Source organism: Cupriavidus sp. SW-Y-13 (genome assembly GCF_009793345.1).
GTDB lineage: Bacteria > Pseudomonadota > Gammaproteobacteria > Burkholderiales > Burkholderiaceae > Cupriavidus.
In genome coordinates, this window is the sequence record NZ_WHLX01000001.1 from 2,223,742 (window position 1) to 2,239,340 (window position 15,599).

Annotated in this window: 9 protein-coding genes; 4 read left to right on the plus strand and 5 right to left on the minus strand. The window is 63.4% G+C overall.

Annotation, left to right across the window (positions count from 1 at the left end):
• Positions 1-117: 117 nt before the first annotated feature.
• Positions 118-939, plus strand: coding sequence for an alpha/beta fold hydrolase (locus GA566_RS09905; protein ID WP_160472650.1), 822 nt, complete (start codon positions 118-120; stop codon positions 937-939).
• Positions 940-1,016: 77 nt separating this feature from the next.
• Here the strand turns inward: GA566_RS09905 and GA566_RS09910 are convergent, their stop codons facing one another.
• The 3 genes from GA566_RS09910 to GA566_RS09920 form a co-directional block, all read right to left on the minus strand.
• The gene (locus GA566_RS09910) at positions 1,017-1,661 is read right to left on the minus strand and encodes a response regulator transcription factor (RefSeq protein WP_137924855.1); all 645 of its coding nucleotides are present in this window, start codon (positions 1,659-1,661) and stop codon (positions 1,017-1,019) included.
• A 37-nt stretch (positions 1,662-1,698) separates the two neighbouring features.
• Complete coding sequence (locus GA566_RS09915; protein ID WP_237380125.1) at positions 1,699-2,358, minus strand: response regulator transcription factor; 660 nt, start codon at positions 2,356-2,358, stop codon at positions 1,699-1,701.
• 180 nt (positions 2,359-2,538) lie between these two features.
• A complete protein-coding gene (locus GA566_RS09920; RefSeq protein WP_160472652.1) occupies positions 2,539-6,390 on the minus strand; it encodes an ATP-binding protein in 3,852 nt (1,283 codons plus the stop codon).
• A 191-nt stretch (positions 6,391-6,581) separates the two neighbouring features.
• On the opposite strand from GA566_RS09920, the gene GA566_RS09925 reads away from it, so the two are divergent.
• From GA566_RS09925 to GA566_RS09935, 3 genes are all read left to right on the plus strand, one after another.
• Positions 6,582-6,956 (plus strand): response regulator, encoded by a 375-nt coding sequence (locus tag GA566_RS09925; RefSeq protein ID WP_160472653.1) that lies wholly within the window; start codon positions 6,582-6,584, stop codon positions 6,954-6,956.
• Between the two features lie 36 nt (positions 6,957-6,992).
• A complete protein-coding gene (locus tag GA566_RS09930; protein ID WP_160472654.1) occupies positions 6,993-8,177 on the plus strand; it encodes an MFS transporter in 1,185 nt (394 codons plus the stop codon).
• A gap of 153 nt (positions 8,178-8,330) precedes the next feature.
• Positions 8,331-13,868 carry an AAA family ATPase gene (locus GA566_RS09935; protein WP_160472655.1) on the plus strand — a complete coding sequence of 1,846 codons (5,538 nt, stop codon included), beginning with the start codon at positions 8,331-8,333 and terminating at the stop codon, positions 13,866-13,868.
• Here GA566_RS09935 and GA566_RS09940 read toward each other — a convergent pair whose 3' ends face one another.
• Positions 13,869-14,411: a cytochrome b gene (locus GA566_RS09940; RefSeq protein ID WP_137924860.1), complete on the minus strand. Its 543-nt coding sequence runs from the start codon at positions 14,409-14,411 to the stop codon at positions 13,869-13,871.
• Positions 14,408-15,499 carry a catalase family peroxidase gene (locus GA566_RS09945; protein ID WP_137924861.1) on the minus strand — a complete coding sequence of 364 codons (1,092 nt, stop codon included), beginning with the start codon at positions 15,497-15,499 and terminating at the stop codon, positions 14,408-14,410. Before GA566_RS09945 ends, GA566_RS09940 begins: the two co-directional genes overlap by 4 nt.
• Between the last annotated feature and the right edge of the window lie 100 nt (positions 15,500-15,599).

Sequence of the window (15,599 nt, forward strand, 5' to 3'; positions counted from 1 at the left end):
TGCGCAACGAAAACCCGTTCCCGATGCCGGAAGCACGCCACCGATGGAATCCGTATTCTGGGGTCTGTCACCACCGCACCACCACACCACCACACCACCATCACACAAGGACACATCATGAGCTACATCACCACGCAGGATGGCACCCGTCTCTTCTACAAGGACTGGGGCACTGGCCGCCCGGTTGTCTTCTCCCACGGCTGGCCGCTCGACGCCGACGCATGGGACGCCCAGATGCTGTTCCTGGTGCAGAAGGGCTTCCGCGTCATCGCCCACGACCGTCGCGGCCACGGCCGTTCGGACCAGCCTGCGCAAGGCAACGACATGGATACCTACGCCGATGACCTGGCTGCCGTGTTGAACGCGCTCGACATCAAGGAGGCCACGCTGGTGGGCCACTCCACCGGCGGCGGCGAAGTGGCGCATTACATCGGTCGCCACGGCACCGCACGCGTGGCCAAGGCAGTGCTGATCGGCGCGGTGCCGCCGATCATGATCAAGACGGAAAAGAACCCGGGCGGCCTGCCGCTGGAAGTGTTCGATAGCATCCGCGCGGGCGTGGCCGGCAACCGTTCGCAGTTCTACAAGGAACTGGCGCTGCCGTTCTTCGGCTTCAACCGTCCGGGCGCAAAGGTCAGCCAGGGCACGATCGATACGTTCTGGGCGCAGGGCATGCTGGGCGGCGTTCTGGCCCACTACCTGTGCGTGAAGGAATTCTCGGAAGTGGACTACACCGAGGACCTGAAGAAAATGACCATCCCCACGCTGATCCTGCATGGCGACGATGACCAGATCGTGCCGATCGACGATGCGGGCCGACTGTCGGTCAAGATCGCGCCCAATGCGACGCTAAAGGTCATTCCCGGTGCGCCGCATGGCATGTGCTTCACGCGTGCCGATGAAATCAATGCGGAGCTGCTGGCGTTCCTGAACGCTTGAGTATCGCCACGGCGGGAGATGCGGGCATCGTTGAAATGCCCGCATCTCCCGCGCTTGCGTTCTTACTGTTTGGCGCGTTACTTCGGTTCCACCGCGCACAGTCCAAGCTGCTGCGCCTGGAGCACGAGTTCCGCAAAATTCCTGGCGTTCATCTTCCTCATCACGTTGCCGCGATGAATCTTCACGGTGACTTCGCTGATGCCCAGTTCAGCGGCAATCTGCTTGTTGAGCAGACCGGTTGCCGCATAACCCAGCACCTGGCTCTCGCGCGCAGTCAGCGTCTTGTAGCATGCCGCGATCTGCAACTGCTTTTCCCGTCCGGCGCGGATCGTGCGATGCTTGTCCAGCGAGCCATTGATCGCATCCAGCAAGTCCTGGTCGCGAATCGGTTTCGGCAGGAAATCGTGCGCCCCCGCCTTCATCGCCGTAACGCTCATGGCGATGTCGCCAAAGCCGGTCATGAAGACGATCGGCGCATCGACATCGAGCGCCGCCAGCTTGGATTGCAGGTCCAGTCCGCTCTGCCCGCGCAACCGCACATCGAGCAGGATGCACGTGGGTACGTCCGGAAAGCGGAACGACAGCAACTCGGTTGCCGACTCGAACAGCGCCACTTCGAAGCCCACCGACCTGAGCAGGTTGTCCAGGCTCTTGCGAAGCGGCTCATCATCATCCACGACCAGTATCAGACCTGGACCCTGTTCCACTTCATCAAGTTTCATGTCACCCACCGTTGGCTCCGATTGGCTGGAGCATTGTTTAACTGCCGTTACCGCGCCGTGCCGCAAGGCCAAGTTCCCGGCCCATGATCACCAGATCGGCAAACGTCTGCGCCTGCATCTTCCGCATCGCCTCCCGGCGATGGATCTTCACGGTGGCGTCGCTGATGTTGAGCTGGTCCGCGATCTGCTTGTTGAGAAGCCCCCCAACGGCCAGTTGCATGACTTCCTTCTGCCTCTCGCTCATCGCTTCGAAGCGATCCTTCAGGGAGTGGCTGAGCGATTGCCCCATCCGCCGTGAGCCGTCCACTTCCAGCGCGGCATTGACCGCATCGAGCAACTGCTGGTCCCGGAATGGCTTGGTGATGAAATCGACGGCGCCCGCCTTCATGGCCGCCACGGTCATCGGGACATCGCCAAATCCAGTGATGAAGATGATGCCCGCGCTCTTGCCCTGGGCCTTCAGCTGCGTCTGCAAATCCAGCCCGCTGGTGCCCTTCAGGCGCACGTCCAGGATGATGCAGGTCGGCACATCGGGCAGAGGAAATGCCAGCAACTGATCCGCCGACATGAATGTTCGGACATTCATGTCCACCGAACGAAACAGGCTTGTCAGCGAGTCCCTCACGACCTCGTCATCGTCCACGACGACGACGAGCGCCTGCGCCCTGGTGTCGCGCGTGTCTGCGGCATTGTCCATCGCACTTCCCCCTGTCATGCCCATCATTGCCATCAGGCAGCGGCATGCACCGGACGGGCGACAACCATGCCCCATTCAGATGCCTGCCACTGCGGCGGGCCTTGCCGCCGTAGCTTTGCAACAGACTCCCGGTCTGTCTGGCGGCGAGACTACAGCACTTCCGGGCGGGCCGAAAGTTAGCTAAAAGTGGTATTGCTCCGGCGCGTTCCCGGCGGATGCCGCCGGGAGACAGACGAAGAAAACGCAACCTGTGCGGTCTCCCGCGTGTTGTTCCAGCCAGATCCGGCCACCATGCGCGTCGACAATCGAGCGGCATATCGACAACCCCATGCCCAGGCCCTCCGCGCGCGTGGTGAAGAACGCATCGAAGAGCCGATCGACCGCACTGTCCGGGATGCCGGGACCGCTGTCCTCGATGCGAATCAGCACGTCATTCTCCCCGGACCGGCTGGTTGCCAGCCGCAGGTTCCTGGAGCGCGTATGCGGCAGCGTGGCCATGGCCTGGATGGCATTGACCGCGAGGTTGATGATGACCTGCTGGAGCTGGATACGGTCGCCACGCACGGGCGGCACCGCATCCTCGCCGTGCACGGATATGTCCACGTGCTGGGCGTTGGCCTGAAACTGCACGAGCGTCACGGACTCCCGCACCAGTGCGTTCACGTCAAGCTCCGTGAACCGGCCCGTATCCTTCGTGGCCAGGTCGCGGACGCGCTGGATGATTTCCCCCGCCCGGACCCCCTCGTTGATGATCTTCCGGATGTTGGCGGTGACTTCCTCGACATTGGGCGGCTGGCGATCCAGCCACCTCAGCGACGCATCGCCGTATGTCAGGATGCCCGCCAGCGGCTGCCCTACTTCATGCGCGATGGAAGCCGCCATCTCGCCCAGACTGGTCACCCGCGATACGTGTGCGAGTTCCACCTGCATTTTCTGCCGGTCTGCATTCTCTGCCAGCAGCCGGCTATAGAGCCTTCCGTTCTCGATCGCCATCGCGGCCTGCGCGGCCAGCATGGTCAGCAAGGCCGAGCGGCCCGGTGTGAACGCACCGGAGATCTGGTTGTTCTCCAGATAGAGCAGGCCAATCGGATTCGACTGTTTCTGAAGCAGGAGGCACGCGACGGACCGCACATTGCGGCGGCGAATGTCATCGTCGTAGGAGAACACGGGATGATGGCGCGCATCATTGATGAAGAGATCGCTTCCATCGGCCAATGCGTACGCCAGTATCGCCCTGTTGTACGCCACGTCGTCGCTGGCCCGGGAGACAACGATCTCCTGCTCCCTGAGCCGCGCGGCGCCCACAGCCACAGTACGGCCGTCTTCCTGCAGCAGCAACACACCGCTCTCTGCGGCACCATGGCGCAACGTGTTCGTCAGCAACTGAGCGAACAGCCTTTCGAGATCGACCTCCCCGACCAGCGCCTGGCTGGCGTGGATGACCGCCTCGATATCCAGCATGGCCAGCGTCCCGTGAAGGTGCGTGCCTGTCGTCACGGCTTCCGGCCGCTGGCGCATCGCGCCCTCGCCCGCCCCCTTCTTCAGCCATGACTTGCGAAGGTAACGCACGACACCATCTGCACCCCACGTGCGATACACCTCGCACGCCTTCTCGACATACATGCCACCCACGCTGTCGAGGCCGCTATCGAAGCAGCATCTGGCGGCCAGGTTGTAGGCCAGGGCCTCGTCCTGCAGATGACCATCCAGCGCCGAGACACTTGCCGCCGCTTCATACAGCCGCAGCGCCCCCATTTGGCGACCCTGCCTGCGTTCGTGTTCCGCTTCGATCAGTCGCTGCTTGCCGCCGAAATTCCTCGGGGCGTGGGCGGCGTACTCGTCTACACGCGCACGATGCGCGTCGAATGCCGCGCATGCCAGCGTGCGCAACGACGCCTTGCCCGCCGCGCCGACGGAATCGGCGAGCGCTCCGGCGACGAGCGCGCCATAGACATGGAAGTCCACCACCTCGGGAAAATATGCGGCGGTCCATTCCAGCGGCGCCGCATGATTCCTGGCCTCCCAGGCGGCGTCGTAGTCGCCGGCCAGAAACTTGGCCTGGAGCTTTCTGACCCAGTAGCAGAACGCTGCCACGGACAGCGAGCGATCACCGGCGATGCGCTGCTCGAACTCGCGCCGGCGGGACTCGATCGGGATAATCTCTCCGAAATCCCGTCCGCGCCCGTTGAGCGTGTCGATAAAACCGCTTTGCGTCAGCAGGATGTCGACCACCCGACGCAGCCCGATCTCCCGTGCGAACGTAAGGCCCAAGTCGATCTCGCGGCGAATCTCGTGCAGCGGCATGCTGCTCGCCAGCATGTTCGACACGATCTGGTTGCGACTATAGGCCGCGAAGTTGACATCTCCCTCCCGCCTGCCTTCCTCATAGGCCGTGCTGACGTATTCCAGTCCCTCCGCGTAAGGACGCGTCCACGGCAACAGCAAGGCACCGAAGCACATGTTCACCTTGGGCCTGAACGGGCTGGACAACTCTCCGCGCGAGAGTTCCACTCCCGCCAGGCCAAGCTGGTAACCGGTCTCATACCGTCCCGTGCGCGGCCCCATGACCATGCCGAGGTGCACATAGGCGATGCACGACGATGGCGCGTTGCCACGCTCGATGCTGAGCATCGTCATCCAGGCGGGCACAAGATCGCGCAGATGCCGGCTCATGAAGGATGCTGGCGACATCAGTTCGGCCAGCACGCTCATGGCCGCACGGCAACCCTCGTCCTGCATCGCCGGCAAGGCCAGCAGCTTTCGCGTGCCATCGTGATCGAATCCCGAGATCAGCCGCGCGTAGAGACTGTCGATCTGCGCGTCGATATCCGCGTCTGGCACCAGACCGAAGCGGGCAAGATAGGCCAGTCCAAGCGCAACCGCTTCGTTCGAGGCATCCAGCGCCGTATGCACCGCGATCTGCAACCGAACCACCTCGGCCAGGCGCACCAGATCGCTGCAGTGCGCGGCGAGGTCCTGGAGCCGTTGCCGCGCCGTATCGGCCTCACCCGTCCTGAAATCGCACTCCGCCAACCCCAGGTGAATCGCGAAGGCGGTCTCCGGGTCGCTGCTCAGGGAGAGCCCTGCGGAGAAGACGGTGCGCGCGGCCGAGTAAGCCGAGCGGTGCAGTGCATTCCGACCCAGCGCCAGGCAATCCTTTGCAGTCTGCGGACCGGTCTCGACCGCACGGGATGCGTGCAGGCGTTTGCTGGAGATACGTGCATGCGTGATCCATTCATCCAGGCAGCACTGGAGTTCGTCATGCAACGTCCGGGCATCCTGAAAGCGGTCGTCCGGTGTCTTGTTGAGCAGTTTCAACACGATGCCGGAGAGCCTTGGCGGGATTTCGGTGACATACCCCGCCGGATCTGGCGGACGCATCGCCAGATGCGCATGCAACCATTCGGCCGGCGTCGAGGCGTCGAACGGCAGCACGCCGGTGAGCAACTGGAAGAAGATGACACCCAGCGAATACAGATCCGCGCGCCCATCCACTTCGTGCGTGGTGCGCCCGGTCTGCTCCGGCGCCAGATAGGCCAGAGTGCCAACCATGTGCGCCATCTCGGTTGCGCTGTATGGCTCGGACATGCGCTGCGCAATGCCGAAGCCGGTGATGTACGCCTGCCCGCCCTGCCTTACCAGCAGGTGGGAGGGCGTGATGTCCCGATGCAGGATGCCGGCGGCGTGCATCCGGTGAATGGCGGACGACAGCGATACCGCCAGGGGCAGGAACTCTTCGAGCGAAAGCTTCTGGCCCAGCTTCCGTTTCAGCGGATAGCCGCCGGGATCGCGCAGCAGCAATGCTGGCTGACCCGAGAAGCGGGTCAACGCGACGGGCACTGCCGCCCAGTCAGGCGACAGTTGGGAACGGAGCTGCAGTTCGCGTGCGAGCCGCCTCTCCTGTGCAAGCACAGGAAGCGCGGGATTCGCCACGGCGATCAGCAGCGCTTCGGCATCGTTGCCAAAGCCTCGCAACAACCAGCTCTCACCTTCGAGCAGATAACTGATCGTGTTGTCGTCCAGCGGGGTCATGAAATTGGCTTGGAAATCCGGACCTCGTGGAGATTCGCAGGGTTGGCCAGGCGCCGGTTCGGCGCCGCAGCCCGTCGGGCGAGGTCAGGTCGGGGAACACCGGGTACCACGGATACATACCGCAGTATTATGGTCAGCGCTCCGCGGCTCGCCTACTATCTCATCGTGTTAGATCGCCCCGGAAACCATCCGTGAACCCCCGACTCGTGATTGCTGTGGTGGAAGACGACGATGCCGTACGGGACTCCCTCGCCAGCCTGATTCGCTCGCTGGACATGACACCTCGATCCTATGCGTCGGCACGGGACTTCCTGAATGAAGAAGGATGGGGTGGCACGGACTGCCTGCTGGCGGACATCAGGATGCCGGTGATGGACGGAATTGCCATGTACCAGGCGTTGCTGGCACGCGGCATCCGCCTGCCGGTCATTTTCATGTCGGCCTCGGCAAGCGAACGCACCCTTGCCGATGTCTTGGATCTTGGCGCGAGCGGTTTCATCAGGAAGTCGCGGCTCGGCGCCAGCTTGCTCCCGTGTGTCCGCAAGGCGCTTGGCCTCGGCACGTAACTGCCCTCCGCATTCCTTGCCACATTGTTGATCCCCATGCCTCCTCAGATTCGCGAGCGACTGGCGCTGTGTGCATGCGGCTTCTTCTCGGCTGCATCGGTGCGCGCCACCGACACCCTCATCCCCGTCTTCGCCCGGGAATTCGCCGTCAGCATCGGCACCGCCAGCACCCTGCTGACCGGATTTCTCCTGGCATATGGACTGATGCAATGGGTATTTGGCCCGCTCGCGCAGCACCACGGCACCGTTCGCGTGATGCTCTACGCGCTGGCGGGCAGCACCCTCATGAACCTCGGTGTCGCGCTGGCGGATTCCTACCACACCCTCCTCGTCTTCCGCACCCTGGCCGGGGCCAGTGCCGCCGGGATCGTACCACTGTGCCTGGCCCGCATTGCGGAAACCGTGCCGCTGGTGAACCGGCAAAGTGCCATCGCCCGCTTTTCGCTGGCAACCATTACCGGCTTGATGGCGGGCCAATGGATGGCGGGCCGCATGGCAGACACCGTCGGCTGGCGCGTCACGTTCGTCATCCTCTCCTGCGGCTTTCTGATTTCGCTGCTTGCCCTGCGCCGCCATTCGCCCACGCCACAGGCGATGCCGAAACAGCCGGGGACGATTACGCTGCGGTACGTGGTGACGGCCCTGCAGTCGCCCGGTGCGCTCTCCACGCTCGGTCTCACCACATTGCTGGCTTCGTTCGGATCGGGTGTGCTCTCGTTCGTCGTCGCAAGCTTGCGCCACACCACGCAAATGACGCTGTCCGATGCAGGACTGCTCACGGTGTGCATTGGCGCAGGCGGATTGCTGTACGCCGCATTCGCGCCGAAGATCCTCGAACGTACGCCATTGCCCAGGCTGGCGCTCTGCGCAGGCGTCCTGCTCTGCATGGCACTGACGTCGCTGGCGGTGGTGCGTGAGCCGTGGCAGGTTGCACTCGCCTGCCTGGCCGCAGGCCTGGGCTACTACGCCGCCCTGAACATCATGCAGACCGCAGCTACCGAGTTTGCGCCAGACTTGAAGCCCACCGCCGTGACGCTTTTTGCATCCTGCCTGTTCTGCACCCAGGCGCTGGCTGTCCTGGTGTGGGGACAGGTCGTCGACCGCCTTGGCTTTCCGGTGCTGTTCGTGATTGGCGGATGCGGCGCACTGCTGTTCGGCCTGCTCCTGCGAGGCTTTCTCACGACGGGATCGCCCTTGTCCGCGCGCGTTGCCCCGCGCTGAACTACCACTTTGGTCGTAGTGGACCCCGCCAATCTGGTGAGCCCACTACACCGCGATGCGAAAAGCCGTTCGAGAGAGTCCTCCAGGAGGCAATAGCTCAACTCACGCCATTTCCGACACAATATCGGGATCCATCCGAGTCTGTGCCAAGGCATGAGCGACAAGCACTACACATCCGCCAGCAACATTTCCCTCAGTGACTACTGTCTTGTGCCCATCCACCAGGATGGCATCATGGCGCTCTCGCGCGGCGTGCCGCCCGGAAGCGAGGAAACCGTTCTTCTTGCCCATGCTGCATCGGACCAATCGGAGGCCGTGGCCGCCCGGCTGCTGGAGAACGAGTACGCGTTGCGCTCGTTGCTGCGGACCAGTTGGGCCATCGTCCCCAGGACATTGTCCCGGGCGCACAGCGGCGTGTTCGCGGTCTACGACGATGACGCCGGCCACCCTCTCGGTGCGCTCGACGACGCGCAGCATTCCGTGGAACGCGTGCTGTCGATTGCCGTCAAGGCCAGCGTCGCACTGAAAGCGGCGCACGAAAGCGGATTGATCCACCGGTCCATCACGCCGTTCACGCTGTTCGTGGACGACGAGGACACCTGCCGCATCTCGAACTTCGGCTTCGCCCAACGCCAGACCGAAGGCGACAAGCAGGCGCCGCAGCAGATCGTCCTGCGTTCGGACGTACTGCCCTATATTTCGCCGGAGCACACCGGACGCACGCGGCATCCCATCGACACGCGCAGCGATCTCTACTCGCTCGGCGTGGTGATCTACCAGCTTCTGACCGGGCAGTTGCCGTTCAAGACCGGCCACGCCGCAGAGCCGTCGGAATGGCTGCACAGCCACGTTGCACGCACGCCCACCTCGCCCAATACGCTGGACGCCAACATCCCCGAGGCGCTCTCGGCCATCGTGCTCAAGCTGCTCGACAAAAGTCCCGCGCTGCGATACCAGTCCGCTGCGGGACTGGAGGCCGACCTGAAACGATGCGAGGCGGAATGGACAGGCAAGGGATTGATCGGCTTCTTCCAATTGGGCGATGCCGATCATCCTGCGGAACTGGTGCTGGCCACAGGGCTGTTTGGCCGCGACACCGAGATGGAGGCACTGTCTTCCGCACTGGACGATGCGCGCAGGTTGCAACGCCCCGTGGTGGTCACCCTCATCGGCCAGTCGGGCGTGGGCAAATCCACGCTGCTGCATGCCTTTCTGGCCCACGCGCAAGAGTCCGGCGCGCCCGTTGCCCTGGGCAAAGCCGATCAGGTCCGCTCGGACATTCCCTACGCGCCCATCGCGGAAGCCGTCCGCGCGCATGTGCATCACATCCTCGGACTGGACGAGGCACAACTGGCGTCCTGGCGCGCGCGCGTCAAGCTCGCATTGGGCACCTACGGCAAGGCAGCTTCCCGCATCGCCCCGTCGATCAGCCTGCTGGTCGACGAGTTTCCCGCGCCCGCCAGCGACGTAGCGGACGATGCGCACGTGGAAACAGCCATGCTTCGGATGATCGGCGTGTTCAGCCAGCCGGGGCAACCCTTCGTGCTGGTGATCGACGATTACCAATGGATCGACGAGGCATCGCATCGACTGCTCGCCGGACTGCTCGATGATCGCGACAACCTTCCCCTCCTGCTCGTCTGCACCGCCCGCGAAGAAGTCCTGAGCGGCGTCGTTGGCCATCAACTCGCGACACTGCGCCACGCGGCGAGTGCTTCCGCGAATCTTCACCTCGTACCGCTCGACCTCACGGTGCTGACGCGCGTGCTAGCCGAAACACTGCGCGACACCCCGCAGGAAGTGCAACCGCTCGCCCAGGTCATCCAGATGAAGACGGCGGGGAACCCGTTCTTCGTCAGCCAGTTCCTGCGCATGCTGGCGGACTGCCGTCTCATGCAAATCAGCGAAGACGGCAAGTGGAAGTACGATCTGGAGGCAATCGATGCCCATGAGATCACGGAGAACGTTGCGGAACTGGTCTTGCAGCGGCTGGAGCGTCTGCCCGACAGCACCTCCGAGATTCTGGCGAACATGGCGTGCCTGGGTCGAAGTACCGAGTTGTGGCTGCTCGGCGAACTCTTCCATCTTAGCGAGCGTGCCCTGCACGCGGCACTGTCTCCCGCGCGCAGCCTGGGGATCGTGAGCCTTTCCGACCAGAGCTACAGCTTTACCCATGACCGCGTGCAGGAAGCGGCAAGCCGGCTCATCGACCCTGCGCTTCGCGCAAAGACCTGCCTGCGGGCAGGCAAGCTGATGGCCGACTCGATGCTCGCCGACCAAGGCGCCCAAGCGGACGATCTGCTGTTTCGTACCGCAGGATGGATGGCACAGGGCATCGACAGCGTGACCGCGCCCATCGACATGATGGAGGTGTCCCGCATCTTCCTGTCGGCATCGCGCCGCGCGCGCAGCAGCGCCGCACTGGCCAGCGCGCATGCCTATGTGGAACATGGCCTGGCCTTGCTGGACCGTCTTCCCGTTTCGCATGCTGGTCGCGCAGATCTGCTCTATGCACTGCGGCAGGAATATGCGGCCACCCTGCTACTGCAGGGTCAGCTCGATTCGGCACTCGCCATTGTCAATGCGCTGATCGAGCTTCCCGTCCCGGCCCTTCAGGTGGCCAACGCCTACCTGCTCAAGATCGAGATCCATTCCCGGCGCTCCGAAAACAGCCTGGCATTGAAGACCGCGATTGACGGGCTGAAGCGGTTGGGCATCCAGTTGCCCAGCCATCCGACCGCACGCCAATGCGATCAGCAATACGCGCAGATCCTCCCCCACCTCTGCGCCTCGCAACTGGAAGCACTGCACGCGCTGCATGAAGTCACCGATGCGGAAGCCGCCGCTGCCATGGACCTGCTCACGGCGGCGTTCGTACCGGCCAGCTTCACCAACGCGGACGTGGCATTCCTGAGCCTGTGCGAGATGGTCAGGCTGACCGTAGCGCATGGCATGAGCGCTGCCTCGGCGGCGGCGCTTGCCTGGCTCGGCGTCCTGGTGTGTCATCGCTATGGGGCGAACCATGACGGATTCCGATATGGCGAGACAGCACGCCATATCGTTGCCCGCCGTGGCTACGTGGCATGGGAAGCCCGCGTACTGCTGCCGCTCGATCAACTCAGCGTCTGGACCCAGCCCCTGTCCTATGCGGTGGAATGCGCCCGGGCCGCGTTCGGCGCGGGTGTGGCGCATGGCGATATCACCATGGCGTGCTACGCGGCCTGCCATATCACCGCGAACCTGCTGGTCCGGGGAGACAACCTCGCGGAGGTCCGTCGCGAAGCCGGGCGGGGGCTCGATTTCGTGAGAAAGGCCGGCTACCGCGACGTCGAGGCCATCCTGGAACTGCAGCGCGCATTCATCGACGACCTGATGGCTCCCGATGGCGTCGTCCGAGGGCTGCTGGAAGCGGAGTACCGCGCGCCCGACGGCGAGCAACTTGCCACCTACGAGTATTGGCAATGGATCTACCGCGCGACGGTCCATTTCCATTCCGGACGAATCGGTGATGCAGCCCTGTGCCTGGACCAGGCCACTGCATTCGCATGGTCGGCGCCCGCGCACATCCATACGTTCGACTTCCATTTCCTGCGCGCACTGGTGATCGCCAGCCAGTACGCCTCGGCCAACGTCATCGCGATGTCCACGCTGCGCGAGGATGCGGCCAGGATTCGCGCGTGGGCCGATGACAACATGGAGACGTTTGCCGACAAAGCCGCACTGATCGACGCCGAGATCGCGCGCCTGGGCGGTGAGACCACGCAGGCGATGTCCTTGTACGAGGAAGCCGCCACACTCGCACGCGAACGCGGCTTCTGGCACGTGGCGGCAATCGCCCATGAGCGTGCGTCCACCCACTGCGATTCATTGAACCTGGGCCTGGCCGCCACCGCGCATCGGCAGTTTGCACTGGAGGCGTACCGGACCTGGGGCGCGACCGCCAAGGTCCGGCAGCTCGAAGCGCTTCATCCCGGCCTGTCCACCAAGGCGAGCGGGACGTGGCAGATTTCCCCTGGCGTCCACTCCTTCGACAACGAAAGCGTCATCCGCGCCTACCACGCACTGACGCAGGAAGTCCGTCTCGATCAGGTCATCCGCAAACTGATGACCATCGTCCTGGAGTATGCCGGCGCAGAGCACGGGCATCTGGTCAGGACCACGCCCGAGGGCCTGGTCATCGAAGCCAGCGCGCACACGTTGGATTGCGGCATTGCTGTCGATCTGGTGCATATCGCCGCCGATGCCACCCACCTGCCCCTTTCCCTGCTGAACACGGCCGTGCGCACCCAGCAAGCCATCCGCGTCAGCGAGCCGTTTGGCGCCAACCCGTTCGTCTCCGACCCCTACTTCGCAGACCGCCCGGATGGCTCCGCCATGTGCCTGCCGCTCGTTCGTCAGAACGAAGTGGTAGGCGCCCTGTATCTGGAGAATCGCCTGGTTCGCGACGGATTCACACAGACCCATACCAGGCTGCTGGAACTCATCGCCGTGCAGGCCGCCATCTCGCTTCACACCGCACGGCTCTACGACGACCTGCACACGGAGAACGAACGCCGCCGCCGCGTGGAACTCGAATTGAGAACCAGCGAAGCGACCCTTGCCATGGGCGAGATGGTGAGCCTGACCGGAAGCTGGCGTTGGGACCTGCGGCGCGACGAGTTCATCTGTTCGAGCGAACTCCTGCGACTGTTCGAACTGGAGGATGCACCGGCGCCCATTCGCTTCGACCGCTTCCTGGAGCGGATGCATCCCGAAGACAGGGACGATGTGAACCTGAAAGTCGAAACCGCCATCCAGGACATGGCACCCATCCAGGTAGAACACCGGCTCGTCCGCAAGGATGGCTCGGTCCGCTACGTCGTTGCTGTCGGCAAACCGCTTCAGGTGGATGGCGAGAACTTCGACTACGTGGGAACCGTGTCCGACGTGACAGAGCGGCGCAAGGCGGAAGATTCCGTGCAAAGCGCGCAATCGGAACTCGCCCGCGTCACGCGCGCCACCACGGTAGGCCAGCTCACCGCATCGATTGCGCACGAGATCAACCAGCCCCTGATGTCCATCGTGTCGAATGCCGGCGCCAGCCTGCGCTGGCTCGCAAAGAATCCGCCGAACCTGGAAAACGCCAGGGAAGGCATCGAGGAAATCGCCACCGCCGGACAGCGCGCCGGCGCCATGATCAGGAGTCTTCAGGATCTGACGCGCAAGAACAAACCCGTACTGGCCCCCGTGGACCTGAACCGTACCATCAGCCAGATCCTTGCCATCGCACGCATGGAGATTGACCGCCGCAATGTGTCGCTCCGGCTCCATACCGCGGCCAACCTGCCTCCGACCTTCGGCGATGCCATCCAGTTGCAGCAGGTCATCCTGAATCTTGTTCTCAACGCGGTGGAAGCCATGGGGGATATGACGGATCGCCCACGCATCCTGGAGATATCCACCGAAACCAGCGGAGACGACATGATCGAGCTGGCCGTCTCGGACAACGGTGCCGGCATCAGTGCCGTCATGGAGGATGAGGTGTTCGAGCCGTTCTATACCACCAAGGAAAGCGGCATGGGCATGGGGCTATCCATTTCACGCTCCATCATCGAGGCGCATGGCGGCAAGCTGCGCGCGCGCCGGAGAACCCCGCACGGCAGCGTTTTCTCGTTCACGATCCCGCTTCGCAGAGAATCGGGGGAATCTTGATCAGCCCGGGCGTCCCGTCGTCATCGATGACAGGACGCCGTCGCGCCGGATCAACCCGTGGAATAGTGCGGCCGCAATATGCAGCACGACGACGGCGAAGAACAGGAAGGCCCCTACGGTGTGCGCCTCGCGCAGCCATGCGAACAGATAGGGGTCATGCGGAAGAATCGGGGGCAGTTGCAGGCTTCCGAACAGCACAATCGGATATCCCGCCGCGGACAACATCCCCCACCCGATCAACGGCATGGCGAACATCAACCCATACAGCAGCCACTGTGAAGCCATGGCAGCAAGACGTTGCGCCGGCGGCACCGACGCGGGTAACGCTGGCGCCGGATTCAGGAAGCGATTCCACAATCGAATGACGGCCAGCACCAGAATCGCAATGCCAATGGGACGATGCCACGACACGAGCGTCAGGTAACGCGACGATACGGTAGCGACCATGCCGATGCCGATCGCCAGCATGGCCAGAATCAGCACCGCCATGAGCCAGTGAAGCAGTCGGGAAGGCAAGGAAAATCCTTGCGATGGCGTCTTCATGATTTCCCCCCAGCCAGCACGTCAGTTTCCGTCACAGCGCTTGGCGGCTTGGCCGCCCGCTCCTTCTCCCGCAGCATGAACGATCGCGAGTAGGCTGCCGACCGCGCGCTGGGAATCGCATCTGCAGATGTGGAAATACCCGCTGGCAATACGGTCGGGTCGAAGTTGATATCGGTGCATGGACCGACATCTTCCGAGGTCAGCTTGTCCAGCGTCACCGTTCCAAGGTCGATGTGCTGGCGGTCCTCCGGCCACGGCAAGTCAGGACTCACCGGATCGCCGGGTTGACCGATGGTCGCAACCATCTTCCACGTCAAAGGGTGATGTGCCGCGTCCGCGATCAGCGCATCGAAGAGATAGTTGGGGTCCTGCTTGTCTTGCGGTGCGGCCGGGGAGAATGGCTGCGCGGGAACGGCAGACCATCGTACGGGAACGCTTCGCCCGTCCTTGTCCACGAATTCAAAAGTATCGAGGGCGTTGTACGTGTCATTCGAAAACCCCGAGGAAACCGCGCGCTTCCCTATCACAGCCATGGCGGCCACCGTTTCCGGGTGTGCTGCCTTGAAGGCCTGCATCTTTTCAGGATCGGGCTTTCCCGTGTTGCGGTCGGGAATCGACGCGATCATCTGCGCATAGAACGCCTGCACGTTCGCGACCGGAAACAGCGGCAGGTCAATCATGGCAGTCCGCCACTCCTGGCCATGGGGCGGCTTGAACTGTAGCGCGAGGCTACGCACCAAACCTGGTGAATCGGGAATGAAGGGCATGCCACCGGCAAACGCAAAGCGCCCGATCACCGGGACACGTCCAGAGGCCAGGACGTCGGCCTTGCTGAATGTGGCGCCCTCTCCGGTGCTATCGAACCAGCCTGCGGCACACAAGCCCTTGGCGTGATTCCTGCGGAACCCGATGTGCGTGCCGTTCTGCGCTTCGAAGCCGTCGATGACGGTTGTCTGGGTCAGACGGCCCGGGGTTAGCCACCCGCCGGCATAGGCAAATCCAGCCGTGACGCCAAGCACGACGGCCCCAATGGCCCCCAACCGGACTACCCTGGCGCCACCACTCAGCTTGGCCGATTCATCTTCCATCGCGATTCCCCCCGCACAGTTTGCAAGCGCTGTATGCGGCAACGGAAAACAATGCCTTGTGCCGCTGACTGCAAGTTATGCGAAGTCGGTAGGCCGCACC